This is a genomic window from Gelidibacter salicanalis (assembly GCF_016469035.1).
Classification (GTDB): domain Bacteria; phylum Bacteroidota; class Bacteroidia; order Flavobacteriales; family Flavobacteriaceae; genus Gelidibacter; species Gelidibacter salicanalis_A.
The window spans coordinates 129,111-150,262 of record NZ_JAEHJZ010000034.1 but is presented as its reverse complement, the minus strand read 5'-3'; the positions used below and the strand labels follow the sequence as shown (position 1 = coordinate 150,262).

The window sequence follows — 21,152 nt, the reverse complement described above, 5'->3', positions numbered from 1 at the left end:
CGATGTTTGTGATCTTAATCTTTAATGTCCTTGCTATGGCGCTTCTTGTATTCGTGAAGCATTTTCCGATTGAATTCTTCATCGGCAAGCTTTAATTGAATGATTTTTTTGGCCGGCATCACCTTTAAAAGGCTCTCTACAAAATCAGAGCGCAGGTTTTCACGTTCTTTTTCAAAGGCAACAAAATCTTTCAACATGGCTTTGGCCTGCACTTCCGTCATATCCTCAGAAATTTGTTTGCGTTTTTCATAACCCATTCGTCTTTGCTCGTCCTTTTTACTTTCATAAGCATTATAAATGGGCCAGAATTTTTGGGCTTCCGTTTCGGTTAAGCCTAAACGCTCCGTGATAAACGCTACTTTAAGCGATTTTATTTTTTCTCTCTTTTCTGAATGTTGAGCATAGGTGGTCCAGGAAGAGGTAAGGACTACGCATAATATGATAATTATTTTTTTCATTTTTCGTTGATTAAATCTTCAATAGAAGCATTGTTAAGTAGGTAGGTTTCCAAAGATTCATCTGTAAAGGTGTTGGCTACAAAATCATCTACTGTAATATCCTCGGCTGTTAAAAACGAGGCAATGTCATAAATGTTTAAGTTTTCATTATTGAGATAGTTTTCAATAGAAGCCGTCTCAACTTGGTTGATGGATAGGGTGTCTTCAGATTTCATAAACACCGTCAACATTAAAACAAGAACCGCAGCTACACCAGACATGTAAGCTACATTGCGCCAAGAGACAAAGGATCTTACTTTTGGTTGTTCTATTTCTTTAAGGCGCTGTGCTAATTTAGCGTCAAAATTAGCAAAGTAATGTTCTGGCACTTTATATCCAGGCCCATCCATTTCAGACATCTCCTGTTGAACCGCTAATTTTTTAAGAAGGCGGCCATCAAAGTTGTCAAAATAGGCGTTAGGTGTTTTAAACCCTGGTTCCGTAATATTATGTAACTTGCTTTTTTTCATGCTATTAGTATGACAGATTATTTAACAAAAGGTTTAATGGCCAGTTAAATATGCTTGAATTTTCTTTACTGCAATATGATATGAGGCCTTTAAGGCACCCTCACTGGTCTCTAAAATTTCAGACATTTCTGAATACTTCAACTCATCAAAATACCGCATATTAAAAACCAATTGCTGTTTTTGTGGTAAAGTTGCCATAGCCTGTTGTAATTTTAGCTGAATTTCGCTTCCTTCAAAATACACATCGGCTTGGAGATTTGCCATAGTCTGTTCTTGTAGCTCTTGATTGTTTGTGTTTTTTAGTTTGACATTGTGTTTTAAATGCGTAATGGCTTCATTGGTGGCAATGCGATACATCCACGAAAACAATTTGCTTTCTCCTTTAAAATTATGGATATTTTTGTAGACTTTGATGAAGGTGTTTTGAAGTACATCATCAGCATCATCATGAGACACCACAATCTTCCGGATATGCCAATACAAACGTTCTTTATAAAGCGTCAGCAATTCCTTAAACGCTGAGTCTTTGGTATCTTCGGAAGTCAATCTTAAAATGAGAGCGGCGTCGTTGTGCACTTAAGCGTTTTTTTATAAGACTGTTGAAGGTATAAAAAGTTTAATGCAACCACGAAAAATAATCGATGAATACAAAGTGTTTTATCAAATTTTTATTGAACAATCCCGACCCAAGGGTACGAGGTATCANNAATTCATTGCTTCGCAACTTTTAAAAATTGAGTTTCACTAATTTAAGAAAGTTGGTGTTTAATCGAAACTTTGCATGTCTACGAGCATTTTGTAAACCCCATTTTTTTCAATAAGTTCATTGTGTTTGCCTTGTTCTACAATTTCACCTTTTTGCATTACCACAATCTCATCCGCATTTTGAATGGTGGAGAGGCGATGGGCGATAACAATGGACGTCCTGTTTCGCATCATATTTTCCAATGCCGATTGCACCAAGCGTTCACTTTCTGTATCTAAAGCAGAAGTGGCTTCGTCAAGAATCATAATGGGCGGATTTTTAAGCACAGCTCTGGCAATGCTCAAACGTTGCTTTTGACCCCCAGATAATTTGTTTCCAGAATCGCCAATATTAGATTCTATGCCTTTAGGAAGGTCTTTTACAAATTCCCAAGCATTTGCAATTTTTAAGGCCTCAATAACTTCATCGTCCGTAGCGTTCTGTTTGCCAATTTTTAGGTTGTTATTAATCGTGTCATTAAATAAAATACTATCCTGAGAAACAACACCCAACATACCTCTTAGAGAGGTTTGTGATAGATCTTTAATATTGACACCGTCTATGGTAATGGCGCCTTCATTAACATCATAAAATCTCGTGAGAAGATTGGCAATGGTGCTTTTGCCACTTCCTGATTGTCCAACTAGCGCCACCGTTTTGCCTTTAGGCACATTAAGATTGAAATTTTTAAGGACTAGGTCGTCGTCATATTTAAAGGAAATGTTACTGACGGTAATATTAGATTCAAACGCATCTTTAACTATTGGGTTTTCAATTTCTTTGATGGTATTATCAGACTCTAAAAATTCTAGAATCCGATTGGCAGCACCGTTTCCTTTTTTGACACTATAACTTGCTTTGGCAATAGCTTTGGCCGGCGTCAATATATTATAGGCCAAAGTGATATAGCCAATAAAGAAACTCGCGTCCATGGAATTGTCCACAAATACCAAATAGCCACCATAAACCAATAAAATGCCAATAACGATAATGCCTAAAAACTCACTGATGGGTGAGGCCAAATTTTGGCGGTTAAGCAGGGTATTGGAATAGTTGTTATACCGTTGGTTGGAATTTTCAAATTTTTTGGCGAACACATGTTCTACGTCAAAAGCTTTGATAATCCGTAGGCCTGACATGGTTTCTTCTAATATAGATAAAAAGATGCCTTGTTCTTGTTGTACTTTTAAGGATCCTTTTTTAAGCGATTTTCCAACTTTGGAGATGATAAAACCTGAAATAGGTATAAAAATAAAGACAAATAAGGTCAATTTAGGGCTCAACACGAGCATCGCAATCAGGGAGAATAAGATAGTAAGCGGTTCTCTCACAATCATTTCCAAAACGGCGAGAAACGAGTTTTTTACTTCATCCACATCACTACTCACCCGAGAAATGGTATCTCCTTTGGATTTTTCTGAATAGAAGGCAAGGGGCAACGTGACTATCTTGTCAAACATTACATTTCTGATGTCTTTTAATACACCGTTTCTTAAAAAGGTGATATAAAACATGGCCAAGTAGTTGAACAGGTTTTTCAGCATAAAGATGCTAATAATAACGCCAACCATCATCATAAGCACCTTGAAATCGCCATAAGTCTCAATTTTATCACTGATAAAAAAATTGAGATAATCTTCAATATAGCCTTTTATACTGCCCAAACCATCAAAAGTTGGTTGTACCGCAACTTCGCGTTGGTCATTAAAAATAACTTTAAATACAGGAATTAGTGCAACAAATGATAAAGTGCTAAAAAGCGCATAAAGGATGTTGAAAAAAATGTTGAGATAAGCATATTTTTTATACGGTATAATAAACCGATAAAACTTTTTTAAATATTCCATTTAACTAAGATTCATGTCTTTTAAAATGGCGTCAACCTTATCTTGCAACTGAGCATCTACTTTTGAAAACTCTTCAACAGAGGACAATGGTGCATTAACACTCATATAAAATTTTATTTTAGGCTCTGTACCACTTGGTCTCAGTGCTATTTTACTGCCATCTTCCGTATAGTAAATAATGACATTTGATTTTGGGATGTCAAGGTCTTCTTCGGTATTGGTGGTGAAGTCTTTCGCTTTTGAAAGTTGGTAATCTTCAATACGTGTCACTTTGGAGCCGTTAATCTCTTGCAGCGGATTTTCTCTGGCGTCAATCATCATTTGTTTGATTTCTTGAGCCCCTTCCATACCTTTCTTGGTAATAGATACGAGATGTTCTTTATAAAGCCCATGAGCCGCATACAATTGTAATAAAGTTTCATAAAATGAACCACCGTCCGCTTTAGCTTGGGCAGCAATTTCACAGGCCAATAGGGTAGAGGTAACCGCATCCTTATCGCGCACAAAATCGCCTACCATATACCCAAAACTTTCTTCTCCACCCCCAATAAAGTCGAGTTCCGGAAAGTCCTTGATCATCTTGGCAATCCACTTAAATCCAGTTAAGCCTTCTTTATATTCAACACCATAGGATGTTGCTAAAACTTCTACCATAGGCGTAGATACAATGGTTGAGCCAATAAATTCATTGCCATCAAGTTTACCCTCTTTTTTCCATTGCTGTAATAGAAAATTGGTCATCACCACCATGGCCTGATTGCCATTTAGGAGTACTAGCTTATGGTCTAAATCTCGTACCGCTACACCTAGTCTGTCGCAATCAGGATCTGTTCCAATTACAATATCAGCATTCACCTTTTCTGCAAGTTCCATGGCCATTTTCAAAGCTTCTGGTTCTTCAGGGTTAGGAGATTTTACGGTTGGGAAATCGCCATTTGGAACTTCCTGCTCTTTAACAAGATGTACATTATTATAGCCTGCCCGTTTCAGTGTCTCAGGAACCGTAGTAATAGATGTCCCGTGAAGCGAGGTAAAAACAACCGTTAAATTATCTTTAGCTTCTTGATTGGTGAAATTTCCATTCTTTACAGAAGCATCGATAAAGGCATCGTCCACTTCTTTTCCAATCATTTGGATGAGATGTTCTTTGGCTTCAAATTTGATTTCAGAATATTCTAGACTATTGATTTCATTTACAATTTCTGCATCTTGAGGCGGTACTAACTGTCCGCCGTCCTGCCAATACACTTTATAGCCATTGTATTCCGGAGGGTTATGAGAGGCCGTAAGGACAATGCCACAGTGACAGTTTAAGTGCCTGACTGAAAAAGATAATTCTGGTGTGGTACGCAAATCTTCAAACAAAAAGACCTCAATATCATTTGCAGAAAATACATCAGCTACAACTTTGGCCAAAGATTTACTGTTATGTCTACAATCATAAGCAATTACCACTTTAAGTTTTTCATGGGGAAACTGCTCTTGCAAATAGTTGCTCAAGCCTTGTGTGTTTCTTCCTAAAGTATATTTGTTGATACGGTTAGTACCTACACCCATAATACCACGCATACCACCAGTACCAAACTCGAGATCTTTATAAAATGCATCTTGAATTTCTTCCGGTTGAAATGCAATGCTATCTTTAATTTTGTCTTGGGTCTCTTGATCAAAAGTTGGGGTGAGCCAAGTATTGATGCGTTCTAATATTTTTGGTTCAATGTAGATCATGATGATATAATTATGAGTTATAGTGCAAAAATAAGGATTTCAACAACCGTTAACTTGTTATGGACTAGAAATTCAATTCGTCATTAATAAGATACCGTTTCTTATCCTCTTTGGTACGTAAAATAATTTCGCCTAAAAATCCTGCAATAAAAAACTGTGTACCAATAATCATTGTGGATAGGGCGATATAAAATTGCGGACGATCTGTAATCAGCCTTCCGCCCGGATTGAGAAACACTTTATCAATACCCAGATACAGCGTAAATCCCAGTCCGATAAATAACATAATAACACCTAGGGCTCCAAAAAGGTGCATAGGTCTTCTCGCAAAACGGGAGAGAAACCAAATGGTGAGCAAGTCTAAAAACCCATGAATAAAACGGTTGATCCCGAATTTAGTTGTGCCATATTTACGGGCTTGGTGTAGTACCACTTTTTCGCCAATGTTGGAGAACCCTGCATTTTTGGCCAGTACAGGAATGTAACGGTGCATTTCACCATTCACATCAATATTTTTTACCACATCAAGGTTGTAAGCCTTGAGTCCGCAGTTAAAATCATTCAATTTTACGCCCGACGTTTGACGTGCCGCCCAATTAAAAAGTTTGGAAGGTAAATTTTTAGAAATTACAGAATCATAACGCTTTTTCTTCCAACCAGAGACCAAATCAAAGTGTTGTTGGGTGATCATTTTATAAAGTTCTGGAATTTCTTCTGGATTGTCCTGCAAATCAGCGTCCATGGTAATGACCACATCACCCTGTGCTTTTTCAAAACCAGCGTGCAGGGCTTGAGATTTTCCGAAATTTCTTAAAAAACGAATGCCCTTGACGTTGTGGTCCTTTTGTGATAACTGCTGAATAATCTTCCACGAACCATCGGTGCTTCCATCATCAATGAAGATGATTTCATAAGAAAAATGATTGGACTGCATAACTTTTGCAATCCAATCATGTAATTCAGTTAACGATTCTTGTTCGTTGAGTAGTGGTATAACTACTGATATGTTCATTGACGTGGTTTCAAAGGTGATGTTTCAAAAGTAACGAAATTAGAGCGAACCTTTGCCTATTCTTTCTTCATGACCAATCCGGCAATCACAGAAACTACAAGTCCGAAAAGCAGTGACCCGATGACGGTAGTCAAACTAAAAAACATAGGGGTCATAAAAATATTGCTAATTTCCATGGTCTTCGAAATCTGTTCTTCGCTCATGTTAGGGTTTTGTCCTGATATTTCAAGATATGCTTGCTCTCTAGCCATATCAATAAACTCTGGATAGATATATGCATAATGTAAATACGCATAAATTCCTGCAATAATTCCTCCGATCACAGCAATGGCCAATCCGACTTTCATAGCGTCACCAATGGATAAGAAGCCAGCATTTTGATGTTTATAGGTCTTAATTCCGTAAACAAAAATAAAAATTGAAGCCACTGAACTGGCGATTGAAAGCATCCAGCTTTTTTCTAAATTTGCAACATACATAATTACTAAGATGATGATGCTTACAAGGGCAAGGTATAATCCATAACTGTATGCTATCGGTTTAATGGATGGTTTTTGTGTTTCCATAATAATTGGCGGATTTAGTTCGTTTGTTAGTTAGTAAGCAAATATATGGAAACGTTACAATTTATTCCCACCAAAGTGTGAATCTCATGCTAAGAAAGTCTAAAATTAAGGTATACTCAACTTGAATTTTAAGCCTGGAATCCTGCAGATTCTTTTTGACATACAATAAAATGACAAAAAATAAAAGCAAATGTATTGCACAGACGGAAAAAATCCTTAAATTTGCACTTCCAAAAATTGAACGATATTAAAGTATTTAGAGATGAAAAAAGGTATACATCCAGAAAATTATAGACTAGTAGCATTTAAAGATATGTCCAATGAAGACGTGTTTTTGACAAAATCTACAGCAGATACAAATGAAAAGATAGACGTTGACGGTGTTGAGTATCCACTTGTAAAGATGGAGATTTCAAGATCATCTCACCCGTTCTACACTGGTAAATCTAAGTTGGTAGATACGGCTGGTCGTATTGACAAATTTAAAAATAAATACGCTAAATTTAAAAAGTAATTTAGTGTCCAAAATAGTAAAAGCCTTCAGATATCTTCTGAAGGCTTTTTTTGTTTTCTATAAATAACTTACTTTTGAACCCTTAAATGGAAATAATTACAGCAACCAGATGATCAGCATACGGTCTTATTGCGGTGTCATGTAGTTATTTTGAGTCTAATTAATTTAAGCAGGTCAATTATTTTTGAACATTCAATTAACTTCCAATACACTCCATGAACTATATTCTTTTCGACGGTCCTTTTAGAGATAATCTTTTACCTTTAACCTACACCAGACCAGTTGCTGATATTAGAATTGGAATATTGACCATTAGAGAAAAATGGGAAATGCATTTGGGCACTGCAACTACAACGATTACGGAAGACTATCTTTCTGAAAAGTTTCCTATGGTAGAAATGGAAACTAATGTTTTGATCAATGCGTCTTACCTGCCAACTCATGATCTGGTAGAATTAATTTCAAAATTAGAAGAAAATCAAGCTATTTTCAAAGAAGAAGATGTTATTGCATTTTATACCAAAGACGCCCAAGATGATATTGATTTTGATGCTTATGAGGCTATTGAATTTGAAGGCGATGCTATCAAAGTAGAAAACACTTGGGATATTTTCAGTAAAAATGGCGAAGCTATTCAGCAGGATTTTAATTTGATTACTGAAGGCAGGACTTCCCAACCTATATCGTCCACTAACAATGTTTTAGGAGCAGAGAATGTATTTTTAGAAGAAGGTGCCATTTTAGAATTTGCAACACTTAACGCTAGCAAAGGACCAATCTATATAGGTAAAGATTCAGAAATAATGGAGGGTGCCCTGATTAGAGGTCCCTTTGTGCTTTGCGACCATTCTACAGTTAAGATGGGGACCAGGGTTTATGGCCCAACCACGGTTGGCCCCTATTGCAAGATAGGGGGAGAGGTTGCCAGTTCAGTCTTTTTTGCCTACAGCAATAAAGGGCACGATGGCTACATTGGGAATTCGGTTATTGGTGAATGGTGTAATATAGGTGCAGATACCAACAGTTCCAATCTTAAAAATAATTACGCTGAGGTAAGACTTTGGAATTATACTACCGAAAGCTTTACACGTACGGGGTTGCAATTCTGCGGACTCGTGATGGGAGATCATAGTAAATGCGGTATCAATACCATGTTTAACACCGGAACGGTAATAGGTGTAAGCGCAAATATCTTTGGAAGCGGTTATCCTCGTAATTTTATTCCAAGTTTTAGTTGGGGTGGTGCTGCTGGTTTTACAACCTATCTGACCAAGAAAGCTTTTGAGGTGACTGAAGTGGTCATGTCGAGACGCCAATTGGAGTTTACAGATATAGACAAAGCCATCCTGAACCACGTTTTCGAACTCAGCAAAAAGTTTAGGAGAGATTAGATTTTCTTTAAAAGCTTTTCCAGATGCAAACATTACGATTAAGAGTGGCGTCTTACGTTCTGTCAAGTTTGCTCCTAAATTCTGATAGTATATTATTTTTTTAAATTTTAGGTATAAATTGTCTTCACCGGTGTTTGATATGGGTATTACTTTCAAACAATTGCGTAACTTTGCATTTCTAAATCCAAAAACAAGGTAAAAGCTTATTTTACTTTCAAAAACAGATACTGATCCTCTATAAATTAGTTTCTGAATTCTATAAATTGAAGACGATATTATGAAAAAGAAAGTCACATTTTATTAGTGAAACTCAATTTTTAAAAGTTGCGAAGCAANNCTACTTGATACCTCGTACCCTTTGGTCGAGGTTGTTCATTTTTAGGTATAAATTGTCTTCACCGGTGTTTGATATGGGTATTACTTTCAAACAATTGCGTAACTTTGCATTTCTAAATCTAAAAACAAAGGTAAAAGCTTATTTTACTTTCAAAAACAGATACTGATCATCTATAAATTAGTTTCTGAATTCTATAAATTGAAGACGATATTATGAAAAAGAAAGTCGCATTTTATACCTTAGGTTGCAAGCTCAACTTTTCAGAAACCTCTACCATTGCCAGAAGTTTTACTAATGAAGGGTTTGATCGTGTAGAGTTTAATGAGGTTGCAGACATTTATGTGATTAACACTTGCTCTGTTACTGAAAATGCCGATAAACGCTTTAAATCCATCGTGAAGCAGGCTCAGAAAGTCAATCCGGATGCTTTTGTTGCAGCGGTTGGATGTTATGCGCAATTGAAACCTCAAGAATTGGCAGATGTCAATGGCGTGGATTTGGTGTTAGGCGCTACAGAGAAATTCAATTTGACCAGCTATATCAATGAGTTACTTGATAATCCTGATCGGAATAAAGGTGCGGGAGTAGTACATTCTTGCGAAATTGAAAACGCCGATTTTTATGTGGGGAGTTATTCCATTGGAGATAGAACACGTGCATTTTTAAAAGTCCAGGATGGTTGTGATTATAAGTGTACCTATTGTACAATACCTTTGGCACGTGGAATTTCCCGTAGCGACACCATGGAAAGTGTGATTAAAAACGCTAAAGAAATTGCAGCACAGAATATTAAGGAAATTGTTTTGACCGGCGTCAATATTGGCGATTATGGAAAAGGCGAATTTGGTAATAAAAAGCATGAACACACCTTTTTGGATTTAGTTAAAGAATTGGATCGGGTTGAAGGGATTGAACGCTTGCGTATTTCTTCTATAGAACCAAACCTTCTAAAAAACGAAACCATTGACCTAGTGTCAAAATCGAGAGCTTTTGTGCCTCATTTCCATATTCCTCTTCAAAGTGGTAATAACGAGATTCTTAAGAAAATGAAACGGCGTTATATGAAAGAGCTGTATGTAGATCGGGTTTCAAAAATTAAAGAGGTGATGCCACATGCCTGTATTGGTGTAGATGTTATTGTAGGTTTTCCAGGAGAATCAGATGAGCATTTTCTTGAAACCTATAACTTCTTAAATACCCTTGATATTTCGTATCTACACGTGTTTACCTATTCTGAGCGCGATAACACGGATGCTGCAGTTATGGAGGGTGTGGTTGCTAAAAAGGTGAGGGCAAAACGCAGCAAGATGTTAAGAGGTCTATCTGCTAAAAAGCGCCGTGCGTTTTATGAAAGTCAATTAGGAAGTACAAGAACAGTTTTGTTCGAAAGTGAAAATAAAGAAGGATACATTCATGGATTTACTGAGAACTACGTGAAAGTTAAAACCCCTTGGAATCCTGATTTGGTGAATACATTACACGACGTAGAACTTACCAAGATAGATGAAGATGGTACGGTAAGGTTTGAATTTGAGACACTGTTGGTACATTAAATCCACACCTCATACATTGGCAATAGGACGTTGATCTGTCTTTTTAGCTATTTGACCTATTTTTTTTAGAACACGGCAGCTTATCCATAATTTTGGTGCTGACCCCCAATGTCTAATTAAAATTACCAATGAGAAAATCACTTTGCCTACTTTGCTTTTCTATCTGTATTTTTGTTTGCTCAGCCTGCTCTACAGATGATATCAATAATCCTATTTTAGGGAGCTGGAAATTAACGTCATGGTCTATTGCAATTCCCTTTGATTTAAATTCAGATGCCAAATTCAACACTAATCTTTTAGACGAGACTAACTGTGAAGTGAATGAAGTCTTAAGCTTTGATACCCACAGCCTAGTGGCTTCAAAGAACACCTTTAATCCCGAGTTGACAGTCAGTTTAAAGGATGGTACTTCTGATAAGTATATCATAAAAGAAAGCTGTGCCGAAGGTGCAATTGGATTTGCAACAGAATACACCCAAATCAATGCCCAGAGTGTTAGTTTTAACGGAGCGGCAGGGAGTGTTACTGTTTCAACGCTTACTATGGTATATAAAGATGCTATTAAAGTTTATAATGAAGCGCTTACTGAAGTTCTAGAAACAAAAGACTTAACCTTAGTCTATGAAAAAGAATAACCAGCCATTATGTTGGTGAAAAAAAATGAAAGTGTCTCAATACTTCCAGAACACTTCTGAGATTTGAGTGTTTGAAGAATACTCTCACAGAAGTTGGAGAAGATATAAAAAAAGCCGTTTTATTAGTTTTGAAACGGCCTCATTTTTTTTGTTTGTTTTTTGCTGTTTGAAATTAAATTCTGATCCCAACAGGAAGCATCTTTTTATACTTTCTGTTTTTTCTAATAAACTTTGCAATTTCAGGACTGGTAGGAACAACACTAATGTTGCGTTCAGAAATATTTTCAAAAACCAAGGTTAAAAAATCATTCTCAAATTCTTCAGAGGTGATGCCTTCCGGGATCACCAATTTAGTTAAAAAAATCTTACGGTCTTGTAGGGAGTACTCAATTTTGGCTATGTCGTCTTCAACTTTGAGCTCAAATTGACGTAAGAAGTCATTGTCAACTAATTCTGTAGCATCAATCATAATAATATATTTAAATTATTTCAACTATTGGAAGGGTATGTTCACTACATTTTTATATAGCTTTGTCCCACAAATTTACAAAAAATTAGTATAACATTGCAGGTGTCGACTGTTAAATACTTAGGAAATAAACCTTTATGATTGCTTTGAATAAAAGGCATTTTTAATTTGACCCCGACATTGATAGTTTTGAGTTACAATTTGAAATAAGCAAATGGAGAACGACCTTATACCCGTATATTTTATGCCAGGAATGGCAGCAAAACCAACCATCTTCGAACGCATTAAATTGTCTGAAGATCGCTTTAAGGTGTATTGGTTAGAGTGGATAATTCCGGAAGAGGATGAAAGTTTTGAACATTATGCTAAGCGCATGATCCAAAAAATTGACCATGAAAACCCGGTGCTTCTTGGAGTATCCTTTGGTGGAGTACTCATACAGGAGATGAGTAAGCACATGAAAGTGCGCAAACTTATTGTGATAAGCAGTATAAAATCGCGACATGAACTTCCTAAACGGATGAAAGTTGCTAAGTTTATGAAAGCGTATAAATTTGCGCCCACACAATTGCTTTCTAATTTAGACGTTCTTAAAAAATATGCTTTCAATGAGACTATTTCCAAACGGATAGATTTGTACAAGACCTATCTTGCAGTAAATGACAAAAGATACTTAGATTGGGCCCTAAAAGAAATGTTGCTTTGGGACCAAGAGGTTCCTCATCCTGATGCCATTTATATCCACGGTGATAAAGATGCTATTTTTACACATTCCTGTGGGGGCAACTGTATTGTGGTAGAAGGAGGTACCCACATCATGATCGTTACAAAATACAAGTGGTTCAATAAACATCTGCCGGCGTTAATAACCGACTCCAATTAAATACTATTGATTTATTTTATACATTTATAAAAAAATTTACGCAATGAAAATTATTAAGAATTTATTAGCCATCGTAGGACTAGTCTGTATTTCTGGATTATTCATATTTGCAGTGCAAAAGCCTGCAGATAAGGATCTTGAGCCAGAGCAAAAATTAATCAATGATTATAACGTGTACGCTATTAAATTACCTGATGATCTTAATTTTGCAGGAGAGACAGTGCCTATATCAGATCCTGATGTTTATGAACGTATGGATAAGGAACTCCTAGTTAATACCTATTGGCAATCTAACGGTCTGCTAATGTTTAAGCGCGCCAAAAAATATTTCCCAATTATAGAACCGATTCTGAAAAAGCATGGTATTCCTGATGACTTTAAGTATTTGGCAGTCATTGAAAGCGGATTGACTAATGCTGTGTCTCCAGCTGGGGCGAGGGGCGTTTGGCAAATTATGCCAGCAACCGGAAAAGAAAATGGGTTAGAAGTCAATAATAACGTAGATGAGCGTTACCATTTAGAGAAAGCAACTGAAGTGGCCTGTAAATATTTATTGAAGTCGAAAAACAGCTTAGGATCTTGGACCTTGGCGGCGGCGGCCTACAATGCTGGTAATGCAGGCATTTCAAGACGTTTAAAAGAACAAGACGTTAATGACTATTACGATTTGTTGTTGGGGGAAGAAACAGGACGTTATATGTTCAGAATTGTAGCCTTGAAAGAAATTTTAAAGAATCCAAAAACGTACGGGTTCAATTTTGAAGAATCAGATCTTTATACCAATATTCCAACTTTTACGGTGACGGTTGACAAAGAAGTCAGTGATTTTGCTGCCTTTTCTAAAGACTATGGAATTAATTATAAGATTCTTAAAATCCATAATCCATGGTTAAGAGAAGCACATTTAAATAATAAATCTGGAAAAAAATACACTCTTGAGATTCCTGAAAAAGGTTATTATAATAAATCTTAATGGTGACATTTATCTCAAACAACGCATGGGTAATTCTTATAAGTATTAATTATCTTCTAGTTATTCTGGCCGCATTTACCGTGCTGACCAAAAATATCAATCCTACCAAAACGATATCCTATATTATCGTTTTGGTTTTTTTTCCGTTTTTCGGCCTTATAGTGTATTACCTTTTCGGTCAGGAATATCGGAAAAATAAAATCTTCAATAGGAAGCATATCCTAAATCAGAAATTAATTACAGAAGTCAGTAAGCGCCTGAAGCCTGATAAAAAGGAAATTTCCGATTTAGAAACCAATCTTCTCGACGAAAAAATCAAACTCGTAAAGTTGCTCCATAGCAGTGAGAATGCTCCTTTAACGACCTTCAATAATGTTGATATTATCAAAAATGGAGAAAACAAGTTTAAATTCCTTCTAAAGGATTTGAAGGACGCCAAAAAGCACATCCACATGGAATATTACATACTCCGTGATGATAAAATTGGACTTCAAATCATTGATATTTTATGCAATAAAGCAAAAGAAGGTGTTAAAGTGAGGCTCAGTATTGATGATGTAGGAAGTAGTGTTTCTAGAAAGAATAAGAAAAGAATGGTTGAAAGCGGAGTGCAATGGTACTCTTTTATGCCTGTGTTATTTCCTAGCTTTACTGGTAAAATGAACTATAGAAACCACCGTAAGATTGTTATTATTGATGGACAGATAGGGTATATTGGAGGTATTAATGTTTCAGATACCTATGTTAATTATGATGATTCTCCCAATTATTGGAGAGATACGCATTTGCGAATAGTTGGAGAATCTGTAAAATCCTTACAAATCCATTTCCTAATGAACTGGGAGTTTGTCTCCAGCAGTAAAATTGAAATGGAAGAGAGTTTTTTTCCACAGGAAGAATGCAAAGAATTTGTTGCCATGCAAATTGCCGCTAGCGGCCCCGATACAGATTGGGCGAATATAATGGAGGTTATTTTTACGGCTATTGTAACCTCAGAAAAATATGTGTATTTAACAACACCCTATTTTATTCCTAATGATCAAATCATTACTGCCCTACAGGTGGCTTCAAAAAGTGGCGTAGACGTTAGGCTCCTTATCCCCAAGGACTCTGATTCATGGACCGCAAAACACGCTACCAACTCTTATATAGAATGTTTATTAGAGGCTAACGTTAAAATCTATAGATATTGCAAAGGTTTTATTCATGCCAAAACGATAGTCATTGATGATGTGTTCTCTACTGTAGGCACCACCAATATGGACTATAGGAGTTTCAATATCAATTTTGAAATTAATGCGATCATTTATAACAAAAAGAAAAGTTTAGAATTAAAGTCCCACTTCTTTGAAGATTTAAACGATAGTGAGATCATAGATCGAGAACGATGGTTGAACAGACCTAAAATTGAAAAGCTTAAAGAATCCTATTGCCGACTTTGGGCGCCATTATTATAATTCATGAGTGTCCGGTAAAACAAGTAAAAAGTCAACAAAGCTCATTAAAGTAAGACCTGTTAAGAGATATGAAAAATGGTCCCTTGCTTTTTGAAACCAATTTCACTTAGAGTGATTGGGCAAATTTAATTTAGAATAACGATTGTTCATCAGTTAGTTATAATCAAATCTCTGTTCCCTGCCTGACAGCAAGGGCAGGTTTATTCTATAAGCGCAGCGATCTTTATTCTTTATTCTTTATCGGACAATAATGATTATACTAGTATTATAATTATACTAGGGCTGATTTTGTAAGGATGCCCCATCATTAACGCCATATTGATAGGCCTTATTTGAAGTTTCCAATAATCCGGAAATGCTGTTATGGGCTTTTTCAACAAATAATTTTTTTGTTGATAATTTCAAATTTCTTAAAAAGAACTTCCTGTCAATGTCAAAAATTTGTTTGTCTTGATTGATATAAAAACATGCGGGCACACCAAACGAGTGTTTATATATGGAGAGTGCGTTATTTGATCTATTATGGCGCTCATCTGCATAAACAACGGTAACATTGTTGTTATAATTTCGCGCTTTCTTTTTGGCAATATGTTTTTTATCCCAATAAACAACAATGATATTTACCTGGTCTTTATACGCATCCGCCAAGGCGTTGATGTTTTTGATCTCTTCTCTGGTTTGAATAATTGCTGAATTTTTGGTAATCAACAAAAAAGGAGTGTCTAATTGATCTGAATGGAATTTGCCTCCGGATACTTTCCTGAACTTCAAATTGGAAATATAGGTATTCCTTAAATGCTTTTTTACGAGTGTATCAAACAGGGTATCTATCGTTTCCGGTTTTTGATTTTTAATAGCCAAATCTGCTTGGTTATTAAAATCTCTTAAATGTTTTGATAGGGCATAGTCAAAATACACTTTTTCCTCCTGAGCATAAACTAGCGGGATATATACGAGAAGTAAAAGCGTAAGTAGTTTTTTTATGACCATTAAAGCTCAGTTTTGTTAAGGAACGTTAAGTTAGCACTTGTTTACGAGAGTGGCAAAACTTATCGATGAGGACTTAAAAAACAATGTCAATCTTCACAAAAAAGCACTTCTTGTAGGAAGTGCTTCGGAGGTGTTATTCTGGTTAAAATGGATACTACTCTGTTTGGTTTATTTAGGAATCCTATATTAGCGTCTTCTGCCTTGTCTGCTTCCTCCGTAATGTTGGTTAGGCATCTGGGCTTTTTTCATATTGTCCTTCATCATTTTAATTTGATCAGTCAACATATTGCGCTTATCCAATTTCTGAGCTTCGTTCAACAATAATTTTGCCTCTTGTGGACGTCGCTTACTAAATGCAATTCCGGCAAGGTTTAATTTTGCCATAGCCACATCATGATCCATTGCCAATCCGAAGGTCAACGCTTTTTTGAAGTATTTTTCAGCGTCGTTCATATTGGTTTGAGATACCATAATACCATGCAGGTAATTGTAATAGCCTTCTTGTTTTTTAACCAAAGCACTGGAAGGATTTTTAATTTTGTCTAGCCAACGTTTTGCTCCAACAAAATCTTGCTTTCGCAATCTTAAAAATGCCAATAGGATAAATTCATTTTTGAAATATAGAAAAACAAAAATTGAAGAAAATAAAATAAGCATGATGCCATTACCAATATAGCCTTCAGTAAACTGATAGACCGCAAAAGCTAAGATTAAAGCAGTTATAACAAGTTTTAAATTTTTATTGTACATGATTTAATTTAATAATTTATAAGTAATTGTAGATGTTATTTTAGTAGGAATTGTCATGTTTGCTGCGAGCACTTGCGTGTCTCCAGTATAACTCCCTTCAACGGTAATGTCTTTAAAAAGACCTGTTTTTGAATGGGCGTTGATAGTTGTTTCCTGAGTACCTGTGAGCACCATCATGACGTTTTCGTCAATATTGGACATGGTGGTCTCTGCAACTCCAGAAACCTTGTAGGTGTCTTCGTTATAGGATGTAAGCGTCCAAGCGTTTTTTGATTCTAAATCGCCATTATAGGTATTTTTCCAACTGTCGTCGACTTGTACAGGTTTTGCGGGTAAAAAATAGGTCATCTGCTCAAAGCTGTTAGAGAGCGCTTCACCTCCAAATTGTTTTTCAAATTGGGCGGTATTGGCTTCAATGGTGGCTGCATCTGTAATGTTAGCAACTTTCAACATAGAAGCAATTAATTTTTCGCCTCCTGAAATCGATCTGATTTTGCCCGTTCTTTCCATAACCATCGTTACGGGAATGTTTAGAGTACCCCTAAACATTTTCGAAGTGATGTCAGTGTCATCATCAATAGACGTGTCAGCACTCAGCAATTCGCCCAGCGATGGAGAACTCATGGTCATCTTCATATGAGTAAAAACCATTTCTAAAGTGATGAGGTCTTGCGCCACATTAACCACTTTAAATTGCATCGTACTTTTTAAATTGTTATCAATAATCTGATCTACACCTCTAATGTCTTGCGTAATATGCTGTTTGGCCTGCTGCTCAACCTTAAACGTCTGATCAACCTTAAGCTCATACTGTAGCATTTTTTGCGCACTGATGGTTAAGGATGAAAGGAAAACAAGCAAAAAAGCATATACTTTCATAAATGGTAATTATTGGATCTTTTTTTAAAACACAAAGAAACTAATTTTTTTTAAGTTGTCATTCATAATTCAGGTTATTAGTCGCTTTAAGTCCGTAATATTTACGCATATTCGGAGTGTAAAATGGCGCGATAAAAATTTCATAAAAATATTTTAAAATTAGATTTGTCAAAGTGAAAAGTCTTTGTATATTTGCCCGCAGTTTTGGAGAAAGAATCCAGACATTATTTTAGACCATACAAGATTATTTTAAAGATATAAGACAATGAGCAAAAGAACGTTTCAACCATCGAAAAGAAAGAGAAAAAACAAGCACGGTTTTAGAGAAAGAATGGCTTCTGCTAACGGTAGAAAGGTTCTTGCGCGTAGAAGAGCAAAAGGTAGAAAGAAATTATCTGTATCTTCAGAGACAAGACATAAAAGATAATGATTAACAATTGTTAATATATTAAGGTGTTACTTAGGTGTAACGCCTTTTTTTGTACCCAAATCCTATTTATTTTTGCAACACAAAATCCATCATAATGCCTAGAAACAAAAATATCAAATCTGTACTTATAATTGGCTCAGGACCAATTGTTATCGGACAAGCTTGCGAATTCGATTACGCTGGCACTCAAGCCTTACGTTCACTTCGTGAAGATGGTATAGAAACCATCCTCATCAATTCAAATCCGGCAACCATCATGACAGATCCTACTATGGCTGATCATGTCTATTTACTGCCACTCACTACCAAATCACTCATTCAAATCTTAAAAGAGCATCCCCAAATTGATGCTGTTTTACCAACAATGGGTGGTCAAACTGCGTTAAATTTATGTATTCAGGCCGATGAAAAAGGCATCTGGAATGATTTTGGCGTAAAACTTATTGGTGTAGACATCAACGCCATAAACATTACTGAAGATAGAGAAGAGTTTAGGGAGTTAATGCTCAAAATTGGTGTTCCGATGGCACCTCAAGCTACGGCAACCTCTTATTTAGAAGGAAAAGAAATTGCGCAGGAGTTTGGGTTTCCTTTGGTGATTAGAGCCTCTTTTACACTGGGTGGAGAAGGAGCCTCATTTGTACATACTGAAGATCAATTTGATGAATTACTGACACGCGGGTTAGAGGTGTCTCCAATTCACGAGGTAATGATTGATAAAGCTTTGATTGGGTGGAAAGAATACGAATTGGAGTTATTGCGCGATAGAAATGACAACGTTGTTATTATTTGTACCATTGAAAACATGGACCCAATGGGGATCCACACAGGAGACTCCATTACGGTAGCCCCTGCCATGACCTTATCTGACACCACCTACCAACGTATGCGTGATATGGCAATCCATATGATGCGAAGTATTGGTGATTTTGCTGGAGGTTGTAACGTTCAGTTTGCAGTGAGTCCTGATGAAAATGAAGATATCATTGCCATTGAAATCAATCCGCGTGTATCCCGATCTTCTGCATTGGCAAGTAAAGCAACAGGATATCCTATTGCGAAAATTGCGGCAAAATTGGCTATTGGGTATCACTTGGATGAATTGAGTAACCAAATCACCAAATCGACGTCTGCTTTATTTGAACCTACTTTAGATTATGTAGTTGTGAAGATTCCAAGATGGAATTTTGACAAATTTGAAGGTTCTGATAGAACCTTAGGACTTCAAATGAAATCAGTAGGCGAGGTGATGGCTATTGGGCGTTCATTCCAGGAAGCACTTCATAAGGCAACACAATCTTTAGAAATTAAGCGTAACGGACTTGGTGCTGACGGAAAAGGGTATAAAAATTATGATCAAATTATCGAGAAATTAACGCATGCCAGTTGGGATCGTGTTTTTGTGATTTATGATGCCATTCAAATGGGAATTCCGTTGAGTCGTATTCATGAAATCACAAAAATTGACATGTGGTTCTTAAAGCAATATGAAGAATTATACCATATTGAAAAGGAAATATCAACCTTCACTGTTGATACTATTGACCGTGATTTGTTGTTGGAAGCAAAGCAAAAAGGTTACGGCGACAGACAGATAGCGCATATGTTAGACTGTTTGGAGAGTCAAGTGTATAACAAACGTGAGGAACTTAAAATAAAACGTGTGTATAAATTGGTAGACACGTGTGCTGCCGAGTTTAAAGCACAAACCCCTTATTATTATTCCACTTTTGAAAACGAAATGGAATCACCAGACGGCACCCGCGTATCTGCCAATGAAAGCGTGGTGACGGATAAAAAGAAAATCATCGTCTTAGGATCTGGTCCTAACCGAATTGGACAAGGTATCGAGTTCGATTATTGTTGTGTGCATGGGGTTATGGCGGCTTCAGAATGTGGTTACGAGACCATCATGATCAATTGTAACCCTGAAACGGTATCTACAGATTTTGACATCTCTGATAAATTGTATTTTGAACCCGTATTTTGGGAACATATTTATGACATCATTCGTCATGAAAAGCCAGAAGGTGTGATTGTACAATTAGGTGGGCAAACCGCCTTGAAGCTTGCCGAAAAGTTAGACCGTTACGGGATTAAAATTATAGGAACTACTTATGAATCTTTAGATTTAGCAGAAGACAGAGGAAGTTTCTCAACTTTATTGCAAGAAAATAACATTCCTTATCCAGAATTTGCCGTTGCCACTACTGCAGATGAGGCTTTGGCAATTTCAGATGATCTCGGTTTCCCTATTTTGGTAAGACCTTCTTATGTTCTTGGAGGTCAAGGCATGAAGATTGTTATCAATAGAAACGAATTGGAGGAACATGTGGTGAATTTGCTTAGAAGCATGCCTAATAATAAATTGCTTCTAGACCATTATTTAGATGGCGCTATAGAGGCAGAAGCTGATGCTATTTGTGATGGAGAAAACGTTTACATCATCGGGATCATGGAGCATATTGAACCGTGCGGCGTCCATTCTGGCGACAGTAATGCCACCTTGCCACCGTTTAACTTGGGTGAGTTTGTATTGCAACAAATAAAAGATCATACTAAAAAAATTGCCTTGGCATTAAATACCGTAGGTTTGATCAACGTTCAATTTGCTATAAAAGATGATGTGGTGTACATCATTGAGGCCAACCCGAGAGCGTCTAGAACCGTACCATTTATAGCGAAGGCTTACAAGGAGCCTTATGTTAATTATGCTACAAAAGTGATGTTGGGAGAGAAAAAGGTAACGGACTTTAACTTCAATCCTCAATTGGAAGGTTTTGCCATTAAGCAACCTGTGTTTTCTTTTAATAAATTTCCTAATGTGAATAAGCAATTAGGTCCTGAAATGAAAAGTACAGGAGAAAGCATCTTATTTATTGATAACCTGAAGGATGATGAGTTCTATAACTTGTACTCAAGGCGTAAAATGTATTTGAGTAAATAATAAAATTTTATTAAGTACACTGTTAGTCTTGTTAATAATTTGTAATTTAGTGATTATTAACAAGATACTGTGTGGTGTT

General features: G+C 36.4%; 20 protein-coding genes. 9 read left to right on the top strand and 11 right to left on the bottom strand.

Annotated elements, in window-relative coordinates; translation table 11 throughout:
* Window positions 1-14: 14 nt before the first annotated feature.
* From JEM65_RS14365 to JEM65_RS14335, 7 genes are all read right to left on the bottom strand, one after another.
* Window positions 15-458, bottom strand: a complete 444-nt coding sequence (locus JEM65_RS14365; RefSeq protein ID WP_199600860.1) for a hypothetical protein — start codon at window positions 456-458, stop codon at window positions 15-17.
* Window positions 455-967: a hypothetical protein gene (locus JEM65_RS14360; RefSeq protein ID WP_199600858.1), complete on the bottom strand. Its 513-nt coding sequence runs from the start codon at window positions 965-967 to the stop codon at window positions 455-457. The genes JEM65_RS14365 and JEM65_RS14360 overlap by 4 nt, the downstream gene beginning before the upstream one ends.
* A gap of 33 nt (window positions 968-1,000) precedes the next feature.
* Window positions 1,001-1,543, bottom strand: coding sequence for an RNA polymerase sigma factor (locus JEM65_RS14355; protein ID WP_199600856.1), 543 nt, complete (start codon window positions 1,541-1,543; stop codon window positions 1,001-1,003).
* 189 nt (window positions 1,544-1,732) lie between these two features.
* Window positions 1,733-3,559 (bottom strand): ABC transporter ATP-binding protein, encoded by a 1,827-nt coding sequence (locus tag JEM65_RS14350; protein WP_199600854.1) that lies wholly within the window; start codon window positions 3,557-3,559, stop codon window positions 1,733-1,735.
* Entirely contained in the window at window positions 3,560-5,287 is a 1,728-nt protein-coding gene (locus JEM65_RS14345; RefSeq protein ID WP_199600852.1) for a phospho-sugar mutase, read from the bottom strand. It lies immediately after the preceding gene.
* 64 nt (window positions 5,288-5,351) lie between these two features.
* A complete protein-coding gene (locus JEM65_RS14340) occupies window positions 5,352-6,299 on the bottom strand; it encodes a glycosyltransferase family 2 protein (protein ID WP_199600850.1) in 948 nt (315 codons plus the stop codon).
* A gap of 56 nt (window positions 6,300-6,355) precedes the next feature.
* Window positions 6,356-6,865, bottom strand: coding sequence for a DUF4199 domain-containing protein (locus JEM65_RS14335; RefSeq protein ID WP_199600848.1), 510 nt, complete (start codon window positions 6,863-6,865; stop codon window positions 6,356-6,358).
* Window positions 6,866-7,127: 262 nt separating this feature from the next.
* Here JEM65_RS14335 and JEM65_RS14330 point away from each other — a divergent pair, with 262 nt between their 5' ends.
* From JEM65_RS14330 to JEM65_RS14315, 4 genes are all read left to right on the top strand, one after another.
* The gene (locus JEM65_RS14330) at window positions 7,128-7,379 is read left to right on the top strand and encodes a type B 50S ribosomal protein L31 (RefSeq protein WP_199600846.1); all 252 of its coding nucleotides are present in this window, start codon (window positions 7,128-7,130) and stop codon (window positions 7,377-7,379) included.
* Between the two features lie 215 nt (window positions 7,380-7,594).
* Window positions 7,595-8,770 (top strand): GlmU family protein, encoded by a 1,176-nt coding sequence (locus JEM65_RS14325; protein ID WP_199600838.1) that lies wholly within the window; start codon window positions 7,595-7,597, stop codon window positions 8,768-8,770.
* Between the two features lie 549 nt (window positions 8,771-9,319).
* Window positions 9,320-10,660, top strand: a complete 1,341-nt coding sequence (gene mtaB / locus JEM65_RS14320) for a tRNA (N(6)-L-threonylcarbamoyladenosine(37)-C(2))-methylthiotransferase MtaB (RefSeq protein ID WP_199600830.1) — start codon at window positions 9,320-9,322, stop codon at window positions 10,658-10,660.
* A gap of 128 nt (window positions 10,661-10,788) precedes the next feature.
* On the top strand, window positions 10,789-11,295 hold the full coding sequence (locus JEM65_RS14315; protein WP_199600823.1) for a hypothetical protein: 507 nt from the start codon (window positions 10,789-10,791) through the stop codon (window positions 11,293-11,295).
* Between the two features lie 172 nt (window positions 11,296-11,467).
* Here JEM65_RS14315 and JEM65_RS14310 read toward each other — a convergent pair whose 3' ends face one another.
* Window positions 11,468-11,764: an N-acetyltransferase gene (locus JEM65_RS14310; RefSeq protein ID WP_199600821.1), complete on the bottom strand. Its 297-nt coding sequence runs from the start codon at window positions 11,762-11,764 to the stop codon at window positions 11,468-11,470.
* A 214-nt stretch (window positions 11,765-11,978) separates the two neighbouring features.
* Here JEM65_RS14310 and JEM65_RS14305 point away from each other — a divergent pair, with 214 nt between their 5' ends.
* From JEM65_RS14305 to cls, 3 genes are read left to right on the top strand one after another with little or no spacing between them, the layout of a single operon-like run.
* Entirely contained in the window at window positions 11,979-12,647 is a 669-nt protein-coding gene (locus JEM65_RS14305; protein ID WP_199600814.1) for an alpha/beta fold hydrolase, read from the top strand.
* Between the two features lie 43 nt (window positions 12,648-12,690).
* The gene (locus JEM65_RS14300; RefSeq protein ID WP_199600812.1) at window positions 12,691-13,620 is read left to right on the top strand and encodes a lytic transglycosylase domain-containing protein; all 930 of its coding nucleotides are present in this window, start codon (window positions 12,691-12,693) and stop codon (window positions 13,618-13,620) included.
* Complete coding sequence (gene cls / locus JEM65_RS14295) at window positions 13,620-15,077, top strand: cardiolipin synthase (protein ID WP_199600810.1); 1,458 nt, start codon at window positions 13,620-13,622, stop codon at window positions 15,075-15,077. The genes JEM65_RS14300 and cls overlap by 1 nt, the downstream gene beginning before the upstream one ends.
* Window positions 15,078-15,353: 276 nt before the next feature.
* Here the strand turns inward: cls and JEM65_RS14290 are convergent, their stop codons facing one another.
* The 3 genes from JEM65_RS14290 to JEM65_RS14280 form a co-directional block, all read right to left on the bottom strand.
* Complete coding sequence (locus JEM65_RS14290) at window positions 15,354-16,067, bottom strand: hypothetical protein (protein ID WP_199600804.1); 714 nt, start codon at window positions 16,065-16,067, stop codon at window positions 15,354-15,356.
* A gap of 186 nt (window positions 16,068-16,253) precedes the next feature.
* Window positions 16,254-16,817: a DUF2892 domain-containing protein gene (locus JEM65_RS14285; protein WP_199600802.1), complete on the bottom strand. Its 564-nt coding sequence runs from the start codon at window positions 16,815-16,817 to the stop codon at window positions 16,254-16,256.
* A 3-nt stretch (window positions 16,818-16,820) separates the two neighbouring features.
* Entirely contained in the window at window positions 16,821-17,696 is an 876-nt protein-coding gene (locus tag JEM65_RS14280) for a DUF6263 family protein (protein WP_199600800.1), read from the bottom strand.
* 265 nt (window positions 17,697-17,961) lie between these two features.
* Between JEM65_RS14280 and rpmH the strand changes: the two genes are divergently transcribed.
* Together rpmH and carB are read left to right on the top strand one after the other, a co-directional pair.
* Window positions 17,962-18,123, top strand: coding sequence for a 50S ribosomal protein L34 (gene rpmH, locus JEM65_RS14275; RefSeq protein ID WP_146889155.1), 162 nt, complete (start codon window positions 17,962-17,964; stop codon window positions 18,121-18,123).
* 97 nt (window positions 18,124-18,220) lie between these two features.
* Window positions 18,221-21,073, top strand: coding sequence for a carbamoyl-phosphate synthase large subunit (gene carB / locus JEM65_RS14270; RefSeq protein ID WP_199600798.1), 2,853 nt, complete (start codon window positions 18,221-18,223; stop codon window positions 21,071-21,073).
* Window positions 21,074-21,152 lie beyond the last annotated feature (79 nt).